General features: G+C 43.1%; 23 protein-coding genes, 2 pseudogenes and 1 riboswitch. Of the genes and pseudogenes, 3 read left to right on the forward strand and 22 right to left on the reverse strand.

The window, feature by feature from the left end; translation table 11 throughout:
• Nucleotides 1-170 precede the first annotated feature (170 nt).
• Both malX and CVN76_RS17830 read left to right on the forward strand, forming a co-directional pair.
• The gene (malX, locus tag CVN76_RS17825) at nt 171-1,733 is read left to right on the forward strand and encodes a maltose/glucose-specific PTS transporter subunit IIBC (protein WP_100532378.1); all 1,563 of its coding nucleotides are present in this window, start codon (nt 171-173) and stop codon (nt 1,731-1,733) included.
• A gap of 17 nt (nt 1,734-1,750) precedes the next feature.
• On the forward strand, nt 1,751-2,944 hold the full coding sequence (locus tag CVN76_RS17830) for a MalY/PatB family protein (RefSeq protein WP_100532379.1): 1,194 nt from the start codon (nt 1,751-1,753) through the stop codon (nt 2,942-2,944).
• A 222-nt stretch (nt 2,945-3,166) separates the two neighbouring features.
• Here CVN76_RS17830 and CVN76_RS17835 read toward each other — a convergent pair whose 3' ends face one another.
• From CVN76_RS17835 to CVN76_RS17870, 8 genes and pseudogenes are all read right to left on the reverse strand, one after another.
• Entirely contained in the window at nt 3,167-3,442 is a 276-nt protein-coding gene (locus CVN76_RS17835) for a PTS lactose/cellobiose transporter subunit IIA (protein ID WP_100532380.1), read from the reverse strand.
• Nucleotides 3,443-3,458: 16 nt separating this feature from the next.
• The gene (locus tag CVN76_RS17840) at nt 3,459-3,803 is read right to left on the reverse strand and encodes a family 1 glycosylhydrolase (protein WP_442857584.1); all 345 of its coding nucleotides are present in this window, start codon (nt 3,801-3,803) and stop codon (nt 3,459-3,461) included.
• 472 nt (nt 3,804-4,275) lie between these two features.
• Nucleotides 4,276-5,175, reverse strand: coding sequence for an ROK family protein (locus CVN76_RS17845; protein WP_100532381.1), 900 nt, complete (start codon nt 5,173-5,175; stop codon nt 4,276-4,278).
• Between the two features lie 21 nt (nt 5,176-5,196).
• Nucleotides 5,197-5,910 carry a GntR family transcriptional regulator gene (locus CVN76_RS17850; RefSeq protein WP_100532382.1) on the reverse strand — a complete coding sequence of 238 codons (714 nt, stop codon included), beginning with the start codon at nt 5,908-5,910 and terminating at the stop codon, nt 5,197-5,199.
• Between the two features lie 204 nt (nt 5,911-6,114).
• On the reverse strand, nt 6,115-7,524 hold the full coding sequence (locus CVN76_RS17855; RefSeq protein ID WP_100532622.1) for a glycoside hydrolase family 1 protein: 1,410 nt from the start codon (nt 7,522-7,524) through the stop codon (nt 6,115-6,117).
• A 95-nt stretch (nt 7,525-7,619) separates the two neighbouring features.
• Nucleotides 7,620-8,921, reverse strand: coding sequence for a PTS cellobiose transporter subunit IIC (gene celB / locus CVN76_RS17860; RefSeq protein ID WP_100532383.1), 1,302 nt, complete (start codon nt 8,919-8,921; stop codon nt 7,620-7,622).
• A gap of 27 nt (nt 8,922-8,948) precedes the next feature.
• Nucleotides 8,949-9,281, reverse strand: a pseudogene (locus CVN76_RS17865) (PTS lactose/cellobiose transporter subunit IIA).
• Nucleotides 9,281-9,592 carry a PTS sugar transporter subunit IIB gene (locus CVN76_RS17870; protein ID WP_100532384.1) on the reverse strand — a complete coding sequence of 104 codons (312 nt, stop codon included), beginning with the start codon at nt 9,590-9,592 and terminating at the stop codon, nt 9,281-9,283. The pseudogene CVN76_RS17865 and the gene CVN76_RS17870 overlap by 1 nt, the downstream one beginning before the upstream one ends.
• Before the next feature lie 360 nt (nt 9,593-9,952).
• Between CVN76_RS17870 and CVN76_RS32135 the strand changes: the two genes are divergently transcribed.
• Entirely contained in the window at nt 9,953-10,084 is a 132-nt protein-coding gene (locus CVN76_RS32135) for a hypothetical protein (protein WP_269800047.1), read from the forward strand.
• 113 nt (nt 10,085-10,197) lie between these two features.
• On the opposite strand, the gene manA is transcribed toward CVN76_RS32135, so the two are convergent.
• From manA to dmpG, 14 genes and pseudogenes are all read right to left on the reverse strand, one after another.
• Nucleotides 10,198-11,148, reverse strand: a complete 951-nt coding sequence (gene manA / locus CVN76_RS17875; protein ID WP_100532385.1) for a mannose-6-phosphate isomerase, class I — start codon at nt 11,146-11,148, stop codon at nt 10,198-10,200.
• 75 nt (nt 11,149-11,223) lie between these two features.
• Nucleotides 11,224-13,110 (reverse strand): annotated as a pseudogene (locus CVN76_RS17880) (fructose-specific PTS transporter subunit EIIC).
• A gap of 115 nt (nt 13,111-13,225) precedes the next feature.
• On the reverse strand, nt 13,226-15,034 hold the full coding sequence (locus CVN76_RS17885) for a BglG family transcription antiterminator (protein ID WP_100532386.1): 1,809 nt from the start codon (nt 15,032-15,034) through the stop codon (nt 13,226-13,228).
• Between the two features lie 506 nt (nt 15,035-15,540).
• Complete coding sequence (locus CVN76_RS17890; protein ID WP_100532387.1) at nt 15,541-16,560, reverse strand: thiazole biosynthesis adenylyltransferase ThiF; 1,020 nt, start codon at nt 16,558-16,560, stop codon at nt 15,541-15,543.
• Nucleotides 16,557-17,324: a thiazole synthase gene (locus tag CVN76_RS17895; RefSeq protein WP_100532388.1), complete on the reverse strand. Its 768-nt coding sequence runs from the start codon at nt 17,322-17,324 to the stop codon at nt 16,557-16,559. Before CVN76_RS17895 ends, CVN76_RS17890 begins: the two co-directional genes overlap by 4 nt.
• A gap of 1 nt (nt 17,325) precedes the next feature.
• Nucleotides 17,326-17,520, reverse strand: a complete 195-nt coding sequence (thiS, locus tag CVN76_RS17900; RefSeq protein WP_332850652.1) for a sulfur carrier protein ThiS — start codon at nt 17,518-17,520, stop codon at nt 17,326-17,328.
• Between the two features lie 24 nt (nt 17,521-17,544).
• A complete protein-coding gene (thiO, locus tag CVN76_RS17905) occupies nt 17,545-18,666 on the reverse strand; it encodes a glycine oxidase ThiO (RefSeq protein WP_100532390.1) in 1,122 nt (373 codons plus the stop codon).
• A 1-nt stretch (nt 18,667) separates the two neighbouring features.
• Nucleotides 18,668-19,279 (reverse strand): thiazole tautomerase TenI, encoded by a 612-nt coding sequence (gene tenI, locus CVN76_RS17910; protein WP_100532391.1) that lies wholly within the window; start codon nt 19,277-19,279, stop codon nt 18,668-18,670.
• A gap of 38 nt (nt 19,280-19,317) precedes the next feature.
• The gene (locus CVN76_RS17915) at nt 19,318-20,094 is read right to left on the reverse strand and encodes an energy-coupling factor transporter transmembrane component T family protein (protein WP_232732315.1); all 777 of its coding nucleotides are present in this window, start codon (nt 20,092-20,094) and stop codon (nt 19,318-19,320) included.
• A 13-nt stretch (nt 20,095-20,107) separates the two neighbouring features.
• Complete coding sequence (locus CVN76_RS17920) at nt 20,108-21,574, reverse strand: ABC transporter ATP-binding protein (protein ID WP_100532393.1); 1,467 nt, start codon at nt 21,572-21,574, stop codon at nt 20,108-20,110.
• 12 nt (nt 21,575-21,586) lie between these two features.
• Nucleotides 21,587-22,171 carry an ECF transporter S component gene (locus CVN76_RS17925; protein ID WP_100532394.1) on the reverse strand — a complete coding sequence of 195 codons (585 nt, stop codon included), beginning with the start codon at nt 22,169-22,171 and terminating at the stop codon, nt 21,587-21,589.
• A gap of 15 nt (nt 22,172-22,186) precedes the next feature.
• Nucleotides 22,187-22,870: a thiaminase II gene (gene tenA, locus CVN76_RS17930; protein WP_100532395.1), complete on the reverse strand. Its 684-nt coding sequence runs from the start codon at nt 22,868-22,870 to the stop codon at nt 22,187-22,189.
• Nucleotides 22,871-23,004: 134 nt separating this feature from the next.
• Nucleotides 23,005-23,132: riboswitch (TPP riboswitch) on the reverse strand.
• A 612-nt stretch (nt 23,133-23,744) separates the two neighbouring features.
• Nucleotides 23,745-24,518 (reverse strand): 2-keto-4-pentenoate hydratase, encoded by a 774-nt coding sequence (locus CVN76_RS17935; RefSeq protein ID WP_100532396.1) that lies wholly within the window; start codon nt 24,516-24,518, stop codon nt 23,745-23,747.
• Nucleotides 24,515-25,534 (reverse strand): 4-hydroxy-2-oxovalerate aldolase, encoded by a 1,020-nt coding sequence (gene dmpG, locus CVN76_RS17940; RefSeq protein ID WP_442857585.1) that lies wholly within the window; start codon nt 25,532-25,534, stop codon nt 24,515-24,517. The genes CVN76_RS17935 and dmpG overlap by 4 nt, the downstream gene beginning before the upstream one ends.
• Nucleotides 25,535-25,543 lie beyond the last annotated feature (9 nt).

A 25,543-nucleotide genomic window follows, 5' to 3' on the forward strand; every position in this document is an offset into this window, starting at 1 on the left:
AAGACCCGAAGAAAATGCCACTGCATTTTTCGGGTCTTTTCCCTTGAACGGGCATAATTGTTTGAATATACAAAAAATGTACACTCATACATCTAGTCTGTCAACGGTTGATACTTTTGATCGTGAGTGTATATTAAAGCTATGTTTATCCGCCGGAAGGAGTCAGAATAATGAAAAAGAATAAACGTCTAAAATCACAGCTTTGGGAGTTTTTCCAAGGACTAGGCAAAACCTTCATGCTGCCGGTTGCTTTATTGGCATTCATGGGGCTCATATTAGGAATTGGAAGCTCGTTCACTAGCCCGACCACCATCGAAGCCTTTCCCTTTTTGAATAATTCTTTCCTTCAGTTCATCTTTAGTTTCTTGGCGACAATAGGTGGCTTTGCCTTTACTTATTTACCTGTACTATTCGCAATGGCCATTCCAATGGGTCTGGTACGCTATGAAAAAGGTGTAGCTGCTTTCTCAGGCTTTACTGGATATGTAATCATGAACTTAGCCATCAATTTCTATTTAACTGAAACGGGAACTTTAGCAAATCCAGAACAAATGCGCCAAGCTGGCCAAGGGATGGTAATGGGTATCCAAACCATAGAAATGGGTGTACTTGGCGGCATCATTGCTGGGATTATTGTGTATTTATTACATAATCGTTTCTATGAAATTAAATTACCGGACGCTTTTGCCTTTTTCGGAGGAGCACGGTTTGTCCCTATAGTTACCGCATTCACATTGTCGATTGTGGGTCTGCTTCTTCCAATGATTTGGCCCATTTTCGCCACAGCCATCGCTTTCATCGGTACCATCATTAATAAATCAGGCATGTTTGGCCCGTTTTTATTCGGTGCCGGTGAACGTTTATTACTTCCTTTTGGCTTGCACCATATCCTGGTCGCGATGATCCGATTCACGGAAGCTGGCGGGACAGAAATTGTCAATGGTAAAACGATTTCGGGAGCATTGAATATATTCTATGCCCAATTACAAAGTGGAAGTGCAATTAGCCCTGCTGCAACGGCTTTTTTATCACAAGGTAAAATGCCCACTTTCATGTTCGGGTTGCCAGCCGTTGCATTAGCCATATATCATACGGCTCGGATCGAAAACCGTACGAAAATTAAGGGATTATTAATATCGGGAGTGATTGCCACTGCTGTTACAGGTATTACAGAACCTATTGAATTTTTATTCTTGTTTGTTGCCCCCGCTTTGTTCTTAATTCACGCCATTATGACTGGTTTAGGATTTATGATTATGGCTTTACTGGGCGTGACCATTGGGAATACAGACGGCGGTATACTCGATTTCTTAATTTTTGGTATCATGCAGGGATTCGCTACAAAATGGTATCTCGTTCTTGTCATTGGACCGATTTGGTTCGGCCTCTATTATATGATTTTCCGCTATGCGATAGTGAAATTCAATTTAAAAACTCCAGGGCGGGAAAAGATGAGTGATGACCTTGCCCATGAGTCTGCTAATACGAAAGGAACAAGCTACAATGCCCAAAAAGTATTATCTGCCCTGGGTGGTAAAGAAAACATCCAATCATTGGATAATTGTGTAACCCGCCTTCGTCTCGTCGTGGATGTAATGGACAAAGTAGACGAAAAAATCTTGAAAGAAGAATGTGGCGCTCTTGGAGTTGTGATTCTCGATGAGCATAATCTACAAGTCGTCATCGGGCCGCAAGTCGGCCTATTAAAATCACAAATTGAAAAAATTTCATGAAAATGGAGTTGTAAATCATGCAACACGACTTTAATGAAACAATTGACCGCAAGGGGACATTTTGTACCCAATGGGACTATGTGGAAGATCGATTCGGTGAGAAAGACCTTCTCCCCTTCTCGATTTCAGATACCGATTTCGGATGTCCACCTGAAATTTTGCAGGCCATTCAGCAACGATTGCAACATGGAATCTTTGGATATACACGCTGGAACCACTCACCATTCAAAGACGCAATCACCAATTGGTATAAAAAAAGATTTGTGTGTCCCATTGAAGCAGCTTGGATTACTTATAGTCCCTCTGTCATTTACTCCGTTTCCAAGATAATCGAGATCATGACGGCCGAGGACGATCACGTTGTCATTCAAACACCGGCGTATGATGCATTCTTTAAAACGATCCAAGATAATAAACGCCTGATATCAAGTAATGAATTAATCTATCATGAAGGAACATACTCAATCAATTTTTCGGATCTAGAAGAAAAACTAGCCCATCCAAAAGCAAAAGTGCTACTACTATGCAGTCCGCATAACCCTACAGGCCGTGTCTGGACTCGCGATGAACTGAATAACATCGTAGCCCTTTGCAATCGATATGATGTATACATTATTTCCGACGAAATTCATATGGATATCATCCATGAAGGGAATGCCCATACACCAATCATTCATTCGGCTATTGATCCAAATAGATTGTGCATCTGTTCTTCAGCCAGTAAAACATTCAATACTCCAGGGTTAGGAGGTTCATACTGTCTCATACCAGATAGTAGTATTCGTGAAGCCTTTCTTGTTTCCTTGAAGAATAAAGATGGGCTATCCAGTGCCAGCGTATTTGGAATGGAAGCCATGATCACTGCTTATAATGAATGTGAATATTGGGTAGACGATTTAACGGGGTATGTACACGACAACTTACGGATCATTCAAGATTTTTTAAAGGCACACTTACCGATGCTTTCTTTCCATATACCCGAATCCACCTATCTTGCTTGGATTAATGTGTCGCAACTACCCTTTTCCAGCAATCAAATACAGGATGCCCTTGTACATCATGGGAAAGTAGCGATCATGCCTGGCGAAACATTTGGAGAATCAGGGCGAAGTTTTATCAGATTGAATGTGGGTTGTCCAAAATCAAAGCTATTGGAAGGTCTCGATCGGTTAAAAAGAGCGATAGACTATTTGGAGAATCAAGAGAGATGAGAGGCAAGGATTTCTAGCAACCTGGTTTTCTGAAGTGACTAGATACGATTTACGGTAAAGGTGCATCTCTCATGAAAAGCAACTGACTGTAGTCGATTACGGATAGAGTCCTCCGGCCAATAGAATACCCCCAATGGATATACTGTCCAAAGGGGGTTATTAGCTGTTTAAGGTAACACCATTTTTAAGCCTGCGGCAATCGTTTCTCCATGCACCGGGACGTTAGCCAGTTTTTCCCTTTACTACCGTTTTACATAATTCAATCATTTCGGCAGCCATTATCTTCAACGTTTCCGCTGTCAGCATCTGATCTTCAGCATGAATGAAAAGCAGGGAAAAAGGGAATATCTCTCCGTTCGCTTCTTTTTGAATTAAGGAAAAATGCACCTGGTGGATTTTGTTGTACGCTTCTTCCCCCGCTTTAATCAATGTGTCTGCTTTCTGATAATTACCGGACCGGCCTTCACGAATGGCTTCGACAAAATGGCTCCTCGCCATTATATATTCCTCCTTCTTATTTAAACACCGTATCGTCTTTCACTACGATTACCCGATTTCGGATTACTTTTTTGTACCAGTACGCCGATTTTTTCAAAGTCCGGTTTCGATTGTCGTCCAAATTAATCTCGACGAGTCCATACCAGTTCTTGAAAGCATTCATGGGTGACACATTATCAGTGAATGCCCAGAGCATATATCCCTTGCAATTCGCACCTTCTTCAACCGCTTTAAGCAGCCATTTTAAATGCTCTTTGATGAATTCTATCCGATAAGCGTCCTGTATGATCCCTCCGTCATCTTTAAACGTGTGACTCATTTTCGACGCCCGTCCATTTTCGCATTTATACAAAAAAATCATTAGTACCTTTTATAAAACGCAGGGCCAGAGGCAAGGATCGGGGCTATCTAAAAAAGACCAGGTGCCGCTAACACCTGATCCGAACAACTACCTGCTTCAATTGATTTGATATTTTGTATATGTTGAAAAAGGGACCCGCTCCACAGTTAGATGATCGGAGGCAGAACCCCAGAGGAAAGCCTGAGAAAAATGGCGGTCACGACAAACTTACGCTCCTTAGTTACGAATAATTAAAGGTGAAACCAATGGTGGTAAACCAGGCTCATACATTTGGAATCTACCCAACTAACAAACAAGTAGTTCTCATAAAAATTTATCGATAACTTCATTGTTAATAATTGACCTGAACGGCCCATTGCCCTCTAATGATCGGAAGAGTCCTTTAATGAATGAAGCCAGAAATTATTGTATGAATGACGGGGTAGCCCATATCCCCTTAAATCAGACAGTTAAGTCGATAAGCGGCGGTAGTTCAAGTCAGCCCCAGCTTCATTTCTTTTTGGTAAGCAAGATCCGCGAGCAGAAGTGAACCAATAATTCCAGCGTCGTCCCCTAAGCCGGGCTTTACAATATAATCGGATATTTCGGTTTCAAGTTCTGGAAGTGAAACATACCCTTTCAGTACTTCCTTCACATGATTTCTAATCATTTGGAAAATGGACTCCTGTTTACCGACTCCGCCCCCAAGGATAATTTTCTTTGGAGATAGGATTAATATGTATTGGGCGATTGCCTGAGCTAAATAATAGGCTTCCAGTTCCCATACTTCATGCCTATCCGCTAATTGACCAGCAGGTTTTCCCCATCTTTCCTCAATAGAGGGGCCGGATGCAAGACCTTCCAAACAATCCCCATGAAAAGGACATTTGCCTTTATATGAATCTTCTGGGTGCTTTCGAACCATGATATGACCCATTTCCGGATGAGAAAGCCCTTCCAATAATCGACCGCCAACTACTGCACCGGCTCCAATTCCCGTGCCTACGGTTATATATAAACAACTATCCATTCCAGCAGCTGCTCCAAATCTTGCTTCCCCCAATGCGGCTGCATTTACATCCGTATGAAAACCGACAGGTACTTTACATTCCTTTTTAATCGTTTGTAAAAAGGGAAAGTCCTTCCACCCTGGCTTTGGTGTAGTCGTTATATTTCCGTATGCCGGACTGGCAGGGTCAATGTTGACCGGACCGAATGAACCGATTCCAATCGCTACTAGCTCGTATTCGGAAAAAAAACGGATAACTTCTGGTATGGTTTCCTCAGGAACAGTCGTCGGAATTTGTATTCGCTTCCTCACATTTCCTTTTTCATCACCTACGGCACAAACAAATTTCGTTCCCCCTGCTTCAATCGCCCCATATAACCTCACGGCTCCACTCACCTCATGTTTTTATTTGCGGATGGTCACTGTCGTAAAAACGAATTTATCATAACGGTGCCTGGAAAAAGAATATTCAAAAGGCAAGCCATTGTTTAAATAGCCAACCTGTTCAACCTCCAATATCGGGTCATCCGGTAAACATCCTATATGAATTTGATCCAGTTCATTAGGTTTATCTGCTCTAATTTTCCGATGTGCACCGCCAATTTTCAATTCAAGTGCTTCATGAATATAATTATAGATGGATGCTTGTAACACTTTTTCTGTGATTCTTGGAATCATCGATACCGGCATATATGTCCTCTCGATGACATATGGCTCACCATCCACTTTTCTAAGTCTGATTATGTGATACACTGGTGCGTCTTCGCTAATTGCAAGCTGTTCGGCCACTTCCTTTTCAGGAAATTGCACATCAAAGGCAATGATCGTGCTTGTTACATTTCTGTTCGGAAGCACATTAGACAAACCGAGGGTTTCCTCACTGATGACATTCACCTTCTCGTCACTTACAGGTGATTGGACAATAAATGTTCCATGCCCTCTTTTTCTGAAAAGCAGTCCTTCCTCCACCAGAATATCCAGTCCTCTTTTCATTGTCATCCGGCTGCATTCGAATTCTTTAGCAAGCGTGATTTCGTCAGGGATCGGATGATCTACCCGATAATACCCTTCCTTGATCCTTTTTCTCATTTCGATTGAAATTTTTTCATATTTATTCATTTTTATTCGCTCCTACTTACAAAAAACAATACAGTTTAAGTCATCCGCTTTTTCCATTATAGAAAACAGGGTTATCGCTGTAAAGAATCGATTTTTCTGAAAGTTAACGCATCTTCCCTTACAAGCAGGCAGAGGGAGGGAAATACTGCCAAATCAAGGTCCGTCATGCATCAAGGAAAGATTGCGTAATCAGACCTCGATTTCTTAAAACCCGTTATTATTTGCCACTTTTTTAAACCAATGGCCGCTCTTTTTCACTGTTCTTTCAGCATCTTTTTCCAGATTGACAGAAACGAAACCATATCGATTTTTGTAAGCATTGCTCCAAGACCAATTATCCATGAAAGTCCATAAATGATACCCCCATACATTCGACCCTTCGCTTATGGCTTTATGAACCCACTTCAAATGTTCGCTTATGAACTCGATTCGGTAATCATCCTGTATCATGCCATTTTCATCACGGAAGCGTTCTTCCCCTTCCACTCCCATTCCATTTTCAGAAATGAAGCATTCGATATTCCCGTAGTTTTCTTTTACATTCATTAAAATATCATAGATTCCCTTTTCGTATATTTCCCAACCGCGGTGGACGTTCATTTTTCTTCCGGGCATTTCATAATGATCAAAATACAGTTCAGGCATGAATGGAGCATCAGGGTTACGGGCATGTTCCTTTGCCTTTACACGTCGAGGCTGATAATAGTTGATCCCTAAAAGATCGACGGTATTTTGCTGGATTATCTCCAAATCGCCAGCTGCCATAGCAGGCATGAACCCTTCTGTCTTTAAGATGGCAACCAGATCTGATGGGAATTCGCCTTTAACGGAAGAATCCAGGAAAGACCGGTTGAAAAAGGCATCGGCAATCTTTGATGCTTTTAAATCGGCTGGATTCTGGCTTCGCGGGTACGATGGCGTCAAATTCAATATAATCCCGATTTTGCCATCCATATTCATGTCCCTATACTTTTTGATCGCTTTTGCGCTGGATAAAATCGTATGATAACCAACTTGTACCGCTTTTTTAAAATCGACGATATTCGGATAATGAAAATTGTATAAATACCCACCCTCTACCGGGACAATAGGTTCATTATGGGTGAACCACTTTGCTACACGATCTCCGAACAATTGGAAGCAAGTCGCAGCATAACCTTCAAACGCATCGACGGTGTCCCTGTTTTCCCATCCTCCGATGTCCTGCAGGGCCATGGGCATATCAAAGTGGTATAAATTGACAAATGGTTCGATGCCCGTTTCCACCATTTCATCAATGACCGAATTATAAAAATCCACCGCTTTCTTGTTCACTTCCCCTTTTCCTTTCGGGAACATACGTGACCATGAAATAGATAACCGGAAGGAGTTATGACCAATTTCCTTCATTAATTTTATATCTTCTTTATATTTATAGTAAAATTGAGAAGTGTCCTGAGGTCCGACGCCGTTGAAAAAACGATTGGGCTCAATTTCATACCAGTGATCCCATATGTTTTTGCCTTTTCCGTCTATATCTGCTGCACCTTCCGTTTGAGTGGCCGAAGCAGATGATCCCCACCAAAAGCCTTCTGGAAAATGATATTGTAATTTTTCAGTCGTTTCTTCTTTCATTTTCAACCTTAATTTCCCCCATTCTTTTTAAACCGGAAACAGTCATGGCATGCCGAATCTAGTTTACGTTTTTTTGTATCTTCCTGCCCTGGTGTTTATGAGGCCTTGTTTTGATTTTCCGCTTCTCTTTCTTTTTTCACATTTGTCTTATCCAATGCTTTTAGGAATGGAAACCAGATGACGAATACGATCAATAAATTAACGATTTGCAACAATGAGCCCCTGAAGCTATTGGTCGCAAGGTAACCACTTATTCCGATTGGCACCGTCCATGGAACGGTGACACCTGTTGGTGGTGGGACAATTCCAGTTGCCATTGTGAAATATGTAAAACCTGTAACCACCATTGGTGCAATAATCCAAGGGATGACAACGATTGGATTCATCACGATCGGCAGCCCAAAAATAATCGGCTCATTTACGTTGAAAATCCCCGGTCCTGCACCAAGCTTTCCTACTTGTTTCATTTGCTTGCTCTTCATGAACCATAAGATGGCGATGACGACGGCCAATGTCATCCCAGTACCACCCATCCCTACAGTAAAGACTTCTATGAACGGTTTAGAAACAATATTCGGTAACTCTTCCTTTCCTCTAAAAGCTTCGAGGTTTTCGAGTGCAAGAGTTGCCCAGATGGGATCCATAACAGAGTTGATGATGATTTGACCATGTAAGCCAAAGAACCACAAAACCTGTATGAAGAATACAGCGATCAAAGTCGGGATGATTCCACTACCTAAACCAACAAGGGGCGCCTGAATCACGTCATAAATAAAATCATGTAAATTGGTATGGAAGACTAGTGTAACAATCACATTTACCGCCAAAAAAACCGTTAACGTGATTAAGGCAGGCAACAGGGCAGCGAATGATTTTGCAACAGCTGGAGGTACACCTGCAGGCATCTTGATCGTTATATCTCTTTGAACGATTTTCCGGTAAATTTCACCGGCAATAAAAGCGGAGATCATTCCGAGAAACATTCCTTTCGCACCAAGCCGGTCAAGTGGGATGACATTAGCGACCGTTTCTCCTGATTCCGCTTCAATCACGAACGGGGTTAGGATTAGAAAGGAAGCAAGAGCGATAACTCCACCAAACACAGCTTCGACATCATAGCTCTTTGAGAGGAAATATCCGATTCCGAAAACAACGAACACCGACAGAATTCCCATCGTGGCCTGTGAAGCAATTGCGAATGAAGATTGCAGGGTCATGAGGGAATGGTCACTTAAAAATTGGTTTAAAAAGGGCAAATTAGTTATAACGACAAATATCGAACCGAATATCGTAAGTGGGAACGCTAACATAAATGCGTCCCGTAAAACCGATAAATAGCGATTGTTATTTAGCTTCCCCGCTAGTGGAATGAGAAACTGACTCAGCTTGTCAAACATAGTAGACCCCCAATTATAGATGAATGATCAGATATTTTTCGCTTTGAAAATATCCAGTAACTCTTTTACTAGTTCCTTCATCGTCAAAGTTGACATCAGATGGTCTTCAGAATGCATGAATAGCATCGAAATTTCCACCTTTTCACCCTGTGCTTCCTTTTGAACCAATTGGAAGTGAACGTCGTGAGCAACAGCCAAATCCTACTCTGCTTGAGCAATCAACAATTCCGATTCTTCCACGTTCCCTTCGCGATATTCACGTAAGGATTGAATCACCTTGCTGCGGGCATTGCCACTATATAAAATCAATTGAAAATTAATTTGTTCGCTCGTGAGGTCTTCTAACTTCATTTGCTCCATCATTTATTACCTATCAAGGAAATAGCTTGATCATACGCTTTTTTGCCATCTGCCATTCCATAAGCCATCATATCGATTACATCTACCTTGATATTGTATATGGATGCCTCTTTTTGAAGTTCCCCCTTAAGGAAACTCATTTGCGGTCCGATTAGCACTACATCCGCATCTGCCATTTCTTTCTTCGCTTTTTCCTGGCCAACCGCCCAGATTTTTGCATCCTCGTCTATCGATTTGGCGTGCTGCTCCATTTTAGTAACTAATAAGCTCGTGGACATCCCAGAACTACATGCAAGTAAAATTCGATTCATACTTATTACCGCCCCTTTTGTATTTTTTTAACAATCATCTAAAACGCTTACATTTATTATTATGATCATTTTATTCTAAATGTCTAGACATTTAATTAAAATACTATTCAGTTTTTTTAAAAAAAGGCTTTTTTCTGGATTTACCTTCTGACTGTTTCGCCCGAAAAAAACCACTAGAGCTTTGGCTCAAGTGGTTTGATTAACTGTTTTTGCATACGCTTATTACCAAATAACGTGGTGTGGATGAATTCCCCTCCCATTAACCTTGAAACCAAGAAAAGAGCAAAAAAAACAAAGAAAACCCATGAATCCCTCGTGTTAAAATAAAGGTTCGACACACCCCTTACACGGAGGTCATTCATGAGCTATACACATCTTGCCACGTTAAAACGCGGACGACCAGAAGCAAAAAAAATGTCGGGCTGGTCCACTAAATGGCTAAAGAACCCATCGGCACCATTCCACTTTTACCCGAGTGTTGAATCGAAATAGCAAGAAAAATATGTAGAACGTCGCAAAGACCGTAAACCAAAAGGGAAATGTTCTGTTTTCTTGGGATATTTCATGAAAGAACAACTTCAATCAAGTTGGATGGACTCACCGTCTTATATGAAACTCGTAATCCATTCCATTTCACCAGATGCAATCAATTCCCGCAATTCCCGCGTCATGATCAAGTGATCTCCTTTTTTCACTTCCATCACTTCACTTTCCGATTCGATCTTTCCTTTTCCTTCAATGATGCTGATTAATTGGAAGGTGCCTCTTCCTTCTAATCGATAACCTGTTCCTGAGATCTTGTGATGAATGACAGTGAATTCCGGAACTTCGATGAGGATTGTTTTTTCCCCTCCGGGAACCGTTTCTTTTTGTGGAGCATGGATCGTTTGAGAATCAGGGACCGTTGTTACACGAAGTGCTTTCTCGAGATGCAGCTCACGTTTATTGCCTTTCGAGTCCCTTCTGTCATAATCATATACACGGTATGTTGTATCGGATGACTGCTGGGTTTCTAAAATGACGATGCCCTTACCGATCGCATGAACAGTCCCGCTTTTCACAAATATGAAATCCCCGCGCTTTACAGGCTGTTTTTGCAGAAGGTCATCCCATCTTTCTTCCGATGTCAGCTCTTGCATTTCATTTTTAGTTCGAGCCTTGTGGCCCAGAATAATTTCTGAACCAGGTTCAGCATCAATGACATACCAGCATTCCGTTTTTCCGTAAGGTTCCCCCTCCAGTTCTGAGGCTTGTTCATCATTAGGATGGACCTGGACGGACAAATCATCATTCGCATCAAGGATTTTAATGAGCAAAGGAAATTCTTCCATTTGATAGTCGCCAAATAGCTTGCTGCGATGATCTCGCCATAATGCAGACAAGACTTCTCCTTTAAACTCGCCCTCTTCAACCACGCTTTCGCCGTGGTGATGAGCGGATATTCCCCAGCATTCACCAATCGTTCCTTCTGGAATCGGATAGTGGAAATCCGTTTCCAGCTTCCTTCCTCCCCATATTCTTTCTTGAAAAATTGGCTCGAGTTTTAAGATTGTCATGAATTCATTTCCCCTTTGCTAACGGATTAGTGATTACAGAAAAAGGAAGAAGTGAATTCTTCCTCTTTGCTCTGATTAGCCTTCGACTGTTGAAAGCTGAGCATGGATTTCATCAACCGTCATGGCGGCTTTTAAGCTTTCTCTAAAGCTGTCGTCAATCAAACGACGGCTTAGCAGGGCCAGGATTCGTAAGTGTTCGTTCCCTGCAGCTTCTTCTGGCACACCAATCATGAAGACTAGTTTAACTGGATCTCCATCCAGACTTTCCCATTCAATGCCTTCCGGAGCTTTGGCAAATACGACGGATGGCAAAATGACAGCATCCGTTTTTCCATGCGGGATGGCCACTTCAAATCCGATGGCAGTCGAGCTTTGCGCTTCGCGGTTCACCAGAGCTTTGTAGTAATCGCTTTTATTTGTAATTCTTCCTTCACTCTCCAGCACGTCAATTAATTGGTGCAGCGCAATCTCCGGGCTGCTAGCTTTCAAATCTAAGATTATCATATCTTTTGTCATATAATCTGTTAATTTCATCAAAATCACCTTTCCAGGAAAATATTATTTAGATTTAACGATCGATAATGGTTTTTTTAAGGAAACAGCAGTCAACGCTGTTAAAACGACACCAATTATGATAGCTAGGAAAAAGAAGAATACGTGTTCAACTGCTCCCAGCACCGCTACCACCGGCCCTCCATGCGGCACGCTGTCCGTGACTCTCCATACCATAGCAAGTGCCCCCGCGGCCATCGAACCTACCATATTGGCTGGGATGACACGGAGAGGATCAGCCGCTGCGAATGGGATTGCTCCCTCCGTGATACCAACTAGCCCCATCATTAAAGCCGCTTTTCCTGCCTCTTGCTCTTCCTTCTCAAAACGGTTTTTCTTTAGAAGTGTTGCCAGTCCCATTCCAAGCGGCGGTACACAAATCGCTGCTGCAATCGCACCCATGATATGCGGCTGTCCTGCCGTAATCATCGCAGAACCGAATAAGAAAGCAACCTTATTGACGGGTCCTCCCATATCAAAGGCAATCATCCCGCCTAAAATGAGGCCGAGCAGTATTTTTGAAGATCCTTGCATCCCCTCCAAGAATCTTGTTAACCCTTCCATAACGCCCGCTATTGGTGCACCTAAAACATAAACGAATAATCCTCCGGATATAATCGTTGCGATGATCGGAATGATTAGAATCGGCATGATGGGTTGCATCATTTGCGGTACTTTCCATGACTTAATCCATTTTGCGACATAACCAGCGATGAAACCTGCAATGATGGCCCCAATAAACCCTGCCCCTGCTTCGGAGTTATAAAAACTTCCGTTCGCAGCAATATAACCTGCGATGATACCTGGAGCTAATCCAGGGCGGTCGGCAATGGCATAAGCGATATATCCAGCTAGGATAGGTGCCATAAAGGTGAATGCAGCACTCCCTATCATGCTGACTTTGAACCAAACCGAATCCTTAGGTATAACCAAACCATCCGCGGTCGGCTCGCCTCCGATGGCAAGAGCCAGTGCAATTAACAAGCCTCCGACTACAACAAAGGGAATCATATGGCTTACACCATTCATCAAGGCACGATAGAACAGACTTCTTTCACGTTTTTGCGGGTGAACCGTTTTTTCTTCCATTCGTTTCGCAGCACCATATACCGGTGCATCTCGTGTTTTTTCAATCAAGCCTAATGGATCTTTAATGGCTTCAATTACAGGGACGATCACGACTTTCTTTCCCACAAATCGCGATTTATCCACATCTTTGTCTGCAGCGATGATCACCCCATCCGCAGCCTCTATCTCAGCTTGAGTTAATGTATTTTCTACCCCGATGGAACCATGTGTTTCAACCTTCACATCATGACCGTTTTCACCCCCAACCTTTGAAAGTTTTTCAGCAGCCATAAACGTATGGGCAATACCAGTTGGACATGCAGTGATCGCCACTATCTTCATGAAAGTACCTCCTCTTCAATCTATTAATATTATTGTTTTCCGTTGCTATATTAATAGATTAACCCAGTTTGAAATCGCTTTCTGCTACATTTTTACCGTTAGTAACGGCAAAGTGTTAAGAATGTAGCAAAACTGAGCGAAATTCTGCTTCGGATTTACTTTGAGTCAATCGATGCACAATTTCAGGAGCCTCACTTAATTTCGCAATATCTTCAAAGAGTTTTTTTAACAAAACATTATCCTGGTTCCTGAATTGCAGCAAAAATACAATCCGCACTTCATCGGCACCCCATAAAGAAGGAATTTTCAGAACCAAGACATTAATTCGATTTTCCTTTGCTTTTTCCGGGTCACCATGAGGAATGGCGATCCCCGCCCCGATGGAAGTTGATCCTGCATGCTCACGCTGATAAACAGTTTCGGCATATGCTTCATCTACTTCAGCAGCAACCACCAGCCTCGCAAGTGCCCGTTCTCGAGAAAGCGCTTCGTCTAAAAAAAGCACCGAGTGGATGAGAGCGGAAAGCATTTCAAAGGATTTACCATTTTCCATTTCCAACATTCCCCGGATTCCTTTTACATCCTCCCCAGATAGAAAGGGAGAAATCGCAATGTGCAAAATGTCGCTGTTTTCTATCGGGATGGTAGAGATTACAGCATCTGGTGCGTCCTTTTTAAACCGCTCATTGATTTCCCTTACTTTACATGTCCCAATGATTTTGATCGACTGCCCAAATTGGTTTTCAATTCTTGCCGCAAGCAACTGGCTCATCCCAACTCCATAAGAACAGGCAATCAATACTCTAGGCTGATTGCCAATGCCCCGACGTTCGAGGACCGTTTGAAAATGTATCGTTAAATAAGCTGCTTCACTTTCCGGTAAATGGCTGCCTAGTATATCTTCTAATAAGGGAGCATGAAGCAAAACAGCTGCATAGGTCGGGGCATAGCGCCTCTTTATTTGATCTATCAGCGGATTTTCCGGTAACTGAGCTAACAATGACTGATAGGCAAAAGAACGGATATGCATAAGTAGACCTTCATACATATCCTTTCTCAGTGCACCTCCGTAAATGGAAGAAAGCACAGATACGGCAAATTTATGAACAGCCGTTTTAAGGCGTTCGAGCAGTTTATCCCTTGGATTCCTTAAGTTATCCCGTGCCGCTGCTATACATAAAATCAAGTAATTTTTCTCTGATGACGGAAGTTTTAAAGCCAACTGGTTTAGATAGCGAGCTTCTACTTTTTTCAGTTCCCTGTTAATGCCCGTGCCACTGGCTATTTCTTCCGCATGTTCACTAAGGTGAATCACCCCACCCATGTGGAGCCTTTTTATCTGAGATAATAACTGCCAGTTGAGTCTTTCAAAGGATACATCGGAGAAAGGCTGATCAAACATCCGTTGGAGCTCATCAATCACTTGCCGCACAAACAAAATATCTTCATAAGAAAACCAATCCGAAACTGCATGACCCCTCAATATATCCAACAAGGCGCCCCTTCTCAGCCTCTCTTCCCCTTCGATGCGTAAAGGCCGGCGTCTTAGGATTTGCTGATAGCCAGAAAGATGCTGTTCCATCTGGATTAAATCATTTCTTAGTGTCGACTCACTTATGAAGTATCGATCCATTAACTCCGTACCTTCCATCTGTCTTGAAAGCAGCAACTCTATCTCCATCCTGCGAACCCGCTCATCAGGACTAAACTCTTCAGTTGTGATACGGATGGGATTCCATTTGATCAGGCGGATCCCTTTTCCGCGGACGCTCTCAAGCGATATACCTTTCATTGAAGAGAGCGTTTTCAATTCGGTTCGGACCGTACGCTCCGAACAGCCAACCCGTAAGGCCAAATCCCCTGTTAAAACCCAATCCCCCCTGCGTTTCAATTCTTCTAAAATATGTATTTGCCGCTCTCTCATAGTCGTTCCTGCCTCTTATAATATCTATTTTTAAAAATTGATTATTTCGAATTGCTTTTCATTGTACAGGTAAAGGGTAGCTGCTGGATAATAAATCAATTCCTAGCGTACCTTCCCATCATTTGATTTCTTTTGTATTAGGATGATGGGAATATTCTGTGCTTGGATTTGACCTAAAGGCTTCTTAGATTACAGCGGAAAAGGATCTCATTCATTTGCCGGATTTCCTCCTATACATCCATCTGGAGGTGTTTATGAAAAGTTTCTTCACATATCAATATTACGATAATCTCTTCTGTTAATCACGAAAAAACTCAAGGCTCTCTTCGTAAAGATGGTTGTTTTAAAACGAAACGAGATAAGTTGATGGCGCAGATTGCGAGACTCCTGGGGGCAGCAGGACAGGTGAATAGCAACAAAATATGCGAAAACAGCCTAAATCAAAGAAAGGAGTGCACCTTTTTGGCTACACTCCTTTTTCCATGGTCATCTTACGGCAAAGTTCTTTAACCAAAATAACGATGATATAAGGTTTTGGCTTCTGCAATATCTTTTGTTCCATGAATCAATGCCCGGCCATCATTAAATACGACCAATCGATGTTTCCCGACCGCAAATGAAAGTAAATAAGGATTTCTTACGACATGGCTGCCTTGGGCGCGTATACTTTTTTCCAGCTGAGTCAAATCGCCGACATATTCTTTCGTAGGCCGAATCTGAACGGAGTCCCTCCCGCATAAAACGGCTGTTTTTGTTCGGTTTGCATAAGAAAGATGGGGGTATGTCCGTTTTTCCCCGCAAGAAGCGCAGTTGTCCTTTTTTAATTTTGTCACAGCAATGGCGGCCTGTTCATTTGTCCATAGATCGAATGAAACCACTTTGTTTCTTAAGGAGGCGTAATCCTCGACAAGTATTTTCAAAGCTTCCGTCAATTGATGGGCGACCACCGTTTGCACGGCAGGGCTGATGATTCCCGCCGTATCGCAAGTCTGTCCGCCGATAGGAACCGTTTCCAGCAAGCAATTCAAACATGGGGTCATACCTGGAATCACCGTGAAGCTTATCCCATAGCTGCCGACACACGCCCCGTAAATCCAAGGTATTTTAAATTTTTGTGCACTATCATTTATGATCATTCTCGTTTCGAAATTATCGGTTGCATCGACGATTAAATCCACATCGCAAACGAGCTTCGCCATTTCCTCAACCGAAACATCCGATACAAGTGAATTCACCGACACATTCGAGTTTATGGCATTCAAACGCTTCTTTGCCGCCACTGCTTTCGGCGTTCTATTCTCCGCATCCTCTTCACAGTATAGCTGTTGCCTTTGAAGGTTGCTCCATTCGACATAATCCCTGTCCACGATCGTCAGTTTACCGACTCCTGCACGTACAAGGCCTTCCGCACTTCCCGTACCGAGAGCACCCGCCCCGATTACCAATACGTGCTTCTTGCGAATTTTCAGCTGCCCGCTTTTCCCTATTGGGCCAAAAAGCTCTTGACGTGAATAGCGCTCGTTCATCCAATGCTCATTCCTTCAACCGGACTGCTGGCAATGGCGTATTCATTTTTTCCTATTCTTCCTGCTTCATGCCCCAAGCGTCCTGCCTCGATGGCAAGCTTCATCGCCTTCGCCATTCTGACAGGATCTTTTGCACCGGAAACTGCCGTGTTAAGCAGAACACCGTCCGCGCCCAATTCCATGGCAATCGCCGCATCGGAGGGCGTGCCAATCCCGGCATCAACAATTACCGGAACTTGGGCTTGCTCGATGATGAACCTAAGGTTAAGCGGATTGAGAATGCCTTGACCAGATCCAATCGGCGAAGCACCAGGCATGATTGCATGACAACCGATTTCCTCCAGTCGTTTCGCAAGCAGCACATCGTCCGAAGTATAAGGTAATACGATGAATCCCAGTTTCACTAATTCCTCAGCAGCTTTTAACGTTTCGATCGGATCGGGCAACAGCGTTTTTTGACATCCGATCACCTCTACCTTGATCATGTCACATAACCCAGAGGCTTTGGCAAGGTGGGCGATACGCACAGCTTCCTTGGCCGTTTTCGCTCCTGCTGTATTGGGAAGAAGTGTGTACTTTTTCAAATCAAGCTTTTCTAAAAAATTGGGCTGGCTGGCTTCGAAAATATTCATTCTCCGCACGGCAAACGTTAATATTTCCGCCCCCGAAACCTCCACGGATTGCTTTTGAATATCAAAATCCGGATATTTTCCTGTACCTAATAATAACCTTGAAGAAAATTCATAAGAACCAATTTTCAACATATCATCCACCTCCTACAAAATGTACGATCTCGATCTTGTCTCCGTTTGACAACATTGTTTCACTTTGGTTTTCCTTTGCCACTATTTCATCATTCAATTCCACGATCACCACTTTATGTTGTAAATCGAAGTGTTGCAGCAATCCAGCAACAGTAAACTCCGCAGCAGAAACCTGGATTTTTTCCCCGTTAATCATCAATTCCAATCCAATCACCTCAATTTAAGAAAATATGGGTTGTACCGAACGATCCAATCGGAAAGCGGACCATTCCTGATTCTGCTTTCCTTCCATAATGTCAGCCATCAGTACCCCCGTAATTGGAGAAAGCAAGATTCCATTCCTAAAATGGCCCGTTGCAATGAACAATCCTTTGCATGCGGGATGTTCGCCGAAATAAGGCAAGCCGTCACCTGTCTGGGGGCGTATTCCTGCCCATGTTTTTTCCCATTCCGTCTCTTTCATGGCCGGAAGCAATCGTGTTGCCTTTTCGATTAACGATGCTATTCCTTCCATGCTCACCTGTTGATTGAACGTATTTGGCTTGACGGTTGCACCGACGATGATTCTTCCGCCGACTTTTGGTACAAGATAGCAGCCATCTGAAAAAATCGTTTTTTCAATCAATGGCCGATTAGTCAGAACGGAAAAGCATTCACCTTTTACTGGATGGGTATTCAGGTTTATGCCTGATTTCTCAAGGAGGAAAGCACTCCACGCCCCGCCTGCAACAATGACATTCCTGCTTGAAAATTCACCCATAGTAGTGACAACGCCTGATATTACTCCATTTTCCATACGTAAATCACTGACTTCAACAAACTCCTTTATCTCCACACCCAAGGCCTCGGCAGATTTAGTAAAGGCGAGTGCCAGCTTCGCGGCTGAAACTTGTCCATCATCGGGAATATACATGGCACCCTTGAGTTCATCCGAAAGAAGCGGCTCCACTTTCCTTAAGTCGGCTGGTGACAGCCATTCCGCCTCAAGTCCGGCAGCTTGCTGGGAATTGATCTTTTTTTTCAATCCTGCTTCTTGTTCATTCGTTAGCGCCACCTTGAACATACCCTTGTTCACCAATTCGATGTCTACACCGCTAGCTTCCTTCAATTCTTTCGCCAAGGCAGGAAACATCCCCCTGCTTCTTCCTGCCAATGTAAATAACGGGTCATCGGCTTCCAACTCAGCTTGTGCCCCGAGCATTCCTGCTGCAGCACTGGATGCTTTGCCTGCAAGTCTATCTTTTTCCAGTAAAAGGACTTTTTTGCCTCGTTTCGCTAATTGAAACGCAATCGATCCGCCAATTACTCCTCCGCCGACAATGATTGCATCATAAGAATTCATCTTATCGCACCTTTCCTAGAGACTTCGAATATTCTTTAACGGCCTCCATGGGGTTTTTTGCCTCGAGTATACCTGACATGACCGCAATCCCTCGGACACCTGCCTCCAGCACGCTCTGGCAATTCGAAGGTGTAATGCCTCCGATTGCAATGATCGGAAGACTGACATTGCTTGTGATTGCCTGAAGTTCCTCTACGCCCTTAGGAGGGAGGCCACGCTTGGAATACGTTTCAAAAATATGTCCATACATCGCATAATCGGCTCCCTGTTGGCAAGCGACTTCCGCTTCTTCCATGGAATGAACCGAACAGCCTACACCCAATCCTGGAAATGCCCTCCTTACGACGGCGGCATCCAAGCTGTGAAAAGCTAAATGCACGCCACATGCCTTCTTTGTCCAAGCTACATCCGCACGGTCATTAATTATGAGTTTCGATAACGGAATCTTTTGGTCTTGTAATAGAGTGACGGCTCGGTAAAGCTCTGAAGCATTCATCTGCTTTTCCCTTAAATGAAAGAAATCAACATCATCCTGTATTTCAGACGCGATCTCCACGAACTGTTCCATATGCTGTTTCCCGGTAGAAATAATATGCAATTCTTGTGCACTCATATTCAGGCCTCCTTAACTAGCAAAGTAATCTCATGGGTTCATCTTGGCAAGATCGGGAACTGAGCCGCTAAGTATAAACCTGCCAGCAGCACGATGGTGAAATAAAGAATGAAACCTTGATCTTTTTTGGAAAAACCATACTCATAATAGTAGGTCCTCTCCCTCGTATCCGTAAATCGCTTCGCCTCCATAGCAACCGCAATTCGGTGAGCCCGTCTAATGCTTCCAGATAACAACGGGATGGAATAAGCCTTCATCTTGAAATAAATCGCCTTGATTCCTGTTCCCCGTTCGAACCCGCGTACTTTCATTGCGTTCCGTATCATTTGAAACTCCTCCATCATAATCGGGATAAGTCTTAATGCCGCCATGAAACTATAGGCATATTTAGGTTTAAGCTTGATTTGCTGCATCAAGGAATAAAACAAGTTCACGGGTCTCGTCGTCAAGGAAAAAGTCAATCCCAAAGCCGCAAAAAGCAGAGCTCGAAAGCCTACCAGTAATCCCCTCATGAAGCTTTCTTCCGTAATCGATATCAGACCCCACTCAAACCAAAGTGTCTCACCTTTGCCGAAGAAAATCATCGCCGAAGAAGTGGATATGAATATGAAGCAAAAAGGGATGAACAAAAGTAACACACGCTTTATCGAATGACCTGAAAAACACAAGAACAATAGTAAAACACCAATGGTCACATTCATCATGTAATTAGAATCATGGATGAATAATGCCAACAAGCATATAGCAATCAATATGCATAGCTTCAGGCTTGGATTAACCTTGTGTAGCCATGTTTCTGCACCTGAGAAATTCACGCATGCCACTCCTTTAATATATAAAAGCTTCAGGCTCCGGTAATCGGGGCTGCTGGATGACCTTTTCATCTCTTATTACGTTACCATCTTTAACCTTCCAGACCCTTGTTGCAAAGTGATCGGAAATATGATCGTCATGGGTCACCATGATCACTGTCCCCCCGCGGCTTCGATATTCCTCGAACCATTCCAGCAACGCAAAGGTATTCTTCGAATCTTGGCCAAAGGTAGGCTCATCCAAGAGAATGATTTGCTTATCGATCACGATTGATGCCGCTACACTCAAGCGACGTTTTTGGCCCATTGATAATTGGAACGGATGTTTAGCTTGATGTGCTTCCAACTGGAACACTTCAAGGAGTTCACGGACTACTTCACCTATTTCTTGCTGATGTTTTTTGTTGATCCGCAAACTGTAGGCGATTTCTTCGTATACAGTATTCGCAACGAATTGAAATTCAGGATTTTGAAAAACGAAGGTCATGTAATCGGTTAGGTTTTTCACCTTTTTGATCGGTGTCCCTGCTAATTCATACTTTCCCGTGGTATATATGAATTGCATGAATGCATGTAAAAGCGTACTCTTGCCCGCTCCATTTTCGCCGTTGATCACAATCCATTCCCCCGGATAGACTTTCAGCTCCTCAACCTTTATTTTCGCTTCTTTTTTCCGGAAACCGCCAAAATCCTGAACTTGTAAAATGGGGCCGCCATCACTATCCCGGTGTTTGCGAACGAGTTCATGATTTTGGATATACTCATCCCAAACTCCCGGGAACCAAATTCCATATTCTTTCATTTCGTTTTTATATCTTGAAAGAATGTCGCCTTTCGGACCATCTGCAATGATTTGTCCATCATCATTGAAAAGAACGATTCGTTCAATGAATTCCAAGACATGATCGATTTTATGCTCCACGATGATTATCGTCTTATCTTGTCCGATTTCCTTCAGCATGTCCCACATTTCTTTTGTTCCTTGCGGGTCAAGCATGGCCGTGGGCTCATCCAGAAAAATCACTTCTGGTTCCAGCGCCAAGACGGACGCAATAGCCAGCCGCTGCTTCATCCCGCCTGATAATGTATCGATGCATGTATGAAAATCATTCAGCTCCAATCCTACCTGACTGATATAATATTGGATTTTCTCCTTCATTTCTTCCTTTGGTATGGCGAGATTTTCCAGAACGAAGGCAATCTCCTCATCGGCAAACGGCATGCAAAATTGACAATCCGGATCTTGAAAAACGAACCCCCATGAAGCTGGACACTTCAATCGATCCGCCTTCATCGGTATTTCGATGGATTGTGGGATCAACCCGCTCAAAACTTGCAATAGGGTCGACTTCCCACTTCCAGACGGACCTAACAATAAAACCTTTTCACCTTTATCAATCGATACGGATAAGTCCTTGAAAAGCAAGGAACCATCGCCAGGAAACTTCAATCTTAACTTTTCGACATGAGCGATTCGTTCCATCGTCATCCACCTCTACTTTTGATCCAATTCGGCATAATCCTTGCTTGATACTGGACGTACAAGATTCGTAACTCCCGTAGCTTCCAACACCCGTACTAGATAGTAGGCAAACACCCCAGCAAAGAAGATCGATCCGATAAATCTAGCAATCATGAACAATAGTAAATTCCAAGTAGAGAGGGCACCGATCTCCCCGTAGGCAAAGTCCATCACGACCGATCCAAGGCAGGAAGCAATCCCTGCTAAAACGGCTACCGATAGATTGAAGTTTTTATATTTGAAAGCCATGAACACCAGTTCCGCGAATAAGCCTTGCACCACCCCATATAAAAGGACGGTCAACCCCCACGGTGAGCCAAGAAAGAACTCACCCGATGCTGCCGCAATCTCTGCCAACAGTGCCACGCCAGGCTTCCGTAAAACCAAAAAGGCAACGGGTCCTGCCATGAACCACATTCCATAAATTAGCTGATCTAAATGCAATCCAAATGGTTTAACGGAATAATAAATCGAGCCCCACAGGATATAAACGATACCAAAGGCGACAGCAATCACGATCGTGACCAATATATCCGTTAATTTCAACCCTTGTTTCATAGTTACAATCTCCTTTTACACTTCTAATGTTTTCTTATGTACCGGCCATGTTTCCAAACGATAAGCCATTTCCCAAAATGAATATTCATATTGGCTGCTAAGGATAAAATGCTCTTTCATCCGTTCTTTATCTGAATCCGTTACTTTTTCAGCAATTTCATCAAGCCTTGCAATTTGCTCTTCAACCAGCGCACGGAACCACTCTCCACCATATGCCGCAATCCATTCTTGATAAATCGGCTCATCCGGATTGCACCCTTGCAGCTTTTCACCTATCTCATAATAAAGCCAGTAGCATGGCAGGATCGCGGCAATCACATCTCCTAAATGTCCTGAATAAGCGGCCCGATACATATGCGATGTATACGCATAAGCCGTCGGGGCAGGTGTGAAGGTTGCCTTCTCTTCTTCCGTGATACCCAATTTCTCAGAAAAATTTTCGTGAAGCCTCAACTCCGCTTCATACGTTCCTTGGGCATGCCCGGCAAGCCTGCTCGTTGTATGTAAATCTTCAGCCTTGACTGCACCTAAGGCCTGAACCCTCGCAAAGTGAGATAAATAGTAGGCATCCTGCATCACATAAAAACGAAAACACTCCAAGGGCAACGTGCCATCCCCTATTCCCGTTACAAACTCGTGCCTAAAACTAGCTTCCCAAATATGATCCACCTCTTGCCTAATTACCTCTGAAAACTTCATCCTCATTCCTCCAAATCAATATTTTTCACCAATGACACAATTAAACTTTCACCACTCCTTTTTTTGGCAAACAAAAAACCACTTTCTTTAACGCAAGAAAGTGGTTGTAGTTGAAATAATACAAAAAAACCGTATCGTCCCAGACCCCACTTCCCTACGCTGGTATAAACCAGATCAGGTTCCAAGGGTCTTAAAGTCATACTTTAATCTCAGCTTCTCAGGTAAAATCGGATTTACCAATAAAGCACCCCTAGTGGTACAAATTGTATATGAAATTCATTTGCCTTTATATTAACACGATAAATCCAATTGTCAAACAGAGATTAGAAAAAATTTTCAAAACACATATCCTCAAAGAGTTGGAATTGCTAAGATCCCCCTTGTTGCGATTTACCCGCAAATTTTAGTTGTTTACTCACAAGTTTGGGCACGGTTTAGTGCCGAATTTGAGTGGATTCATCTGTATTTGAGACGTTTACTCGCGAGTTTGGGCGATTTACTCGCGAGTTTGGACGGTTTATTCGCGAGTTTGGAAGATTTACTCGCGAATTGCTGTTTTCCACTCTGATTCGGGTTGGTTTTTGATATATTTGCGCGGTTTAGTGCCGAATTTGAATGGATTCTTCTGTATTTGAGGCGTTTACTCGCGAGTTTAGGAGGTTTATTCGCGAATTTGCACCTTTTACTCGCGAATTGTTGTTTTCCGCTCTAATTTGGGTTGGTTTTTGATATATACTCCGTACATGGCTATATCAAATTGTTCAAAGGTAATGGCGAACAAACACCACATAAAAATCATTAATGTAAATGTCCAAATTTACTATTGCCGACCTCTTCCGAAGCATTGACTTGACGCAATTGATTCCCACCTCTTTCACGCTATGACATGCAATGTCAGTTTCCCAAGCTTACCGTAATCCGCTATAATTTCATCGTTTGCCTGTATGGAAATGGCATCTGTAATACCGCCTACCAAAACGATCATACCAGCTTGAATGGACAGTCCTTCCCGGCTTATCATTTTTACAAGTTCCACGATCGAATGAATCGGATGATCGAGTACAGCCTCACCAAGCCCCTTCTTTTGCATTTCACCATTTTGATAAAGCATAACTTCTGCTTGTGCCCAGTCCGTGTGATATGGAGAAAAAGCTTGATTGCTAAGCAGGATTTTGGCTGAGGATGCGTTATCCGCCACTACATCTGTAAGTGTAAAAGAAAAATTTTTATAACGGCTGTCAATGACTTCCAATGCTAGAAATACACATTCTACGGCCGGCCATACGTCTTTCGCCGTTATATTTGCACCTTTCAATTCCCCCTTGAACAAAAAAGCGAATTCGGGCTCCACTCTCGGATGAATGAATTCCCCAACTTTTAAATATGGATTATTAAGTTCCATGGCAGATGTCAGCCTGCCATAAATCGCTTCCTCTACCCCTACTTGCTGTTGCTTGGCTTTGCTCGTCAAGCCCATCTTCCACCCGATGAATTTGTTATCACCGGTGAGCGTTTCATTAATGCTCAACTTCTGAATTTCATAGGCTTGATTTACTGTGAGTTCTGGATTGGATAATGTAAGTTTATCCATCTCATGGCCATTTCTTTGCGATTCTGCTACTTGTTTTGCTAGTTGAACAAGTTTCATCTTAAAGTCCCTTCTTTCTGTAACGCCATTTGCTTTGCCACTTCAATGATCGTATCTTCCTGTCCGCCAACAACTTTTTGCCGGCCAAGCTCCATTAAAATATCCCTTGCGTCGACTCCATATTTTTTCGCCGCTTTATTCGCATGCAATAAAAAGCTGGAGTACACGCCACTATATCCCATTATTAAACTCGAATCTGTTATTTCCTGGGGCTTTTGCATGATTGTATTTCCCACTTCCTCCGAAAGATCAAGCATTTTATATAAGTCGATATCCGTACGGATACCCAGCCTATCCAGAACGGCAACAAGCACCTCCGTCTGGGTATTCCCTGCACCTGCACCGAGACAGCGGATGCTGCCATCAATTCGATTCGCCCCCTCTTCGATTGCTACAAGTGAATTTGCCACAGCGAGTGATAAGTTATTGTGAGCATGAAAACCGATATCGATATTCAGGTTTGTTTTTAATAAATTGATTCGCGTCTTCACTTCTTGGGGCAAAAAAGCCCCTGCGGAATCAACCACATACACAGCATCCGCTCCATAGGATTCCATTAAAAGGGCTTGTTCAACAAGTTTTTCGGGAGATGCCATGTGAGACATCATTAAAAATCCAATTGCTTCCATACCGAGATGTTTCGCAGCCTCCAGATGTTGCTTTGATACATCCGCTTCGGTTACGTGGGTTGCAATTCGTGCCATTTTCGCACCAACGTGAGCGGCTTCTTTTAATTGATCGATTGTTCCTATACCCGGAATTAATAACACTGAAATAGCGGATTCGCCAGCCACTTCAACAGCTGCTTCAACTAATTCAATATCATTCACCTTTGAGAAACCATATTGCAAGGACGATCCGCCTAGGCCATCTCCATGCGACACTTCAATAAAAGGGACACCTGCAGCACTTAGTTTTCCTGTCAGGTTCTTGACTTGTTCAATTGTATATTGATGTGCCACTACGTGGCTCCCATCCCGCAATGCAACTTCAGTGACCAATACATCTTTACGCAAATGAACCCC

This window comes from Bacillus sp. mrc49 (assembly GCF_002803435.1).

Bases quoted from the DNA above. Each gene is read 5' to 3' on its own strand.
- CVN76_RS17870 (WP_100532384.1), bottom strand. From the start codon at position 9,592: ATGAATCGAATTTTACTTGCATGTAGTTCTGGGATGTCCACGAGCTTA.
- thiS (WP_332850652.1), bottom strand. From the start codon at position 17,520: ATGATTAACGGGGAAAAAATCCAGGTTTCTGCTGCGGAGTTTACTGTT.
- CVN76_RS17885 (WP_100532386.1), bottom strand. From the start codon at position 15,034: ATGAGAGAGCGGCAAATACATATTTTAGAAGAATTGAAACGCAGGGGG.
- CVN76_RS17855 (WP_100532622.1), bottom strand. From the start codon at position 7,524: ATGAAAGAAGAAACGACTGAAAAATTACAATATCATTTTCCAGAAGGC.
- malX (WP_100532378.1), top strand. From the start codon at position 171: ATGAAAAAGAATAAACGTCTAAAATCACAGCTTTGGGAGTTTTTCCAA.
- CVN76_RS17935 (WP_100532396.1), bottom strand. From the start codon at position 24,518: ATGAAACTTGTTCAACTAGCAAAACAAGTAGCAGAATCGCAAAGAAAT.
- tenI (WP_100532391.1), bottom strand. From the start codon at position 19,279: ATGAGTGCACAAGAATTGCATATTATTTCTACCGGGAAACAGCATATG.
- CVN76_RS17830 (WP_100532379.1), top strand. From the start codon at position 1,751: ATGCAACACGACTTTAATGAAACAATTGACCGCAAGGGGACATTTTGT.
- celB (WP_100532383.1), bottom strand. From the start codon at position 8,921: ATGTTTGACAAGCTGAGTCAGTTTCTCATTCCACTAGCGGGGAAGCTA.
- CVN76_RS17920 (WP_100532393.1), bottom strand. From the start codon at position 21,574: ATGGAACGAATCGCTCATGTCGAAAAGTTAAGATTGAAGTTTCCTGGC.
- thiO (WP_100532390.1), bottom strand. From the start codon at position 18,666: ATGAATTCTTATGATGCAATCATTGTCGGCGGAGGAGTAATTGGCGGA.
- CVN76_RS17850 (WP_100532382.1), bottom strand. From the start codon at position 5,910: ATGAATAAATATGAAAAAATTTCAATCGAAATGAGAAAAAGGATCAAG.
- CVN76_RS32135 (WP_269800047.1), top strand. From the start codon at position 9,953: ATGAGCTATACACATCTTGCCACGTTAAAACGCGGACGACCAGAAGCA.
- manA (WP_100532385.1), bottom strand. From the start codon at position 11,148: ATGACAATCTTAAAACTCGAGCCAATTTTTCAAGAAAGAATATGGGGA.
- CVN76_RS17925 (WP_100532394.1), bottom strand. From the start codon at position 22,171: ATGAAACAAGGGTTGAAATTAACGGATATATTGGTCACGATCGTGATT.
- CVN76_RS17890 (WP_100532387.1), bottom strand. From the start codon at position 16,560: ATGAACGAGCGCTATTCACGTCAAGAGCTTTTTGGCCCAATAGGGAAA.
- CVN76_RS17835 (WP_100532380.1), bottom strand. From the start codon at position 3,442: ATGGCGAGGAGCCATTTTGTCGAAGCCATTCGTGAAGGCCGGTCCGGT.
- CVN76_RS17840 (WP_442857584.1), bottom strand. From the start codon at position 3,803: ATGATTTTTTTGTATAAATGCGAAAATGGACGGGCGTCGAAAATGAGT.
- tenA (WP_100532395.1), bottom strand. From the start codon at position 22,870: ATGAAGTTTTCAGAGGTAATTAGGCAAGAGGTGGATCATATTTGGGAA.
- CVN76_RS17895 (WP_100532388.1), bottom strand. From the start codon at position 17,324: ATGTTGAAAATTGGTTCTTATGAATTTTCTTCAAGGTTATTATTAGGT.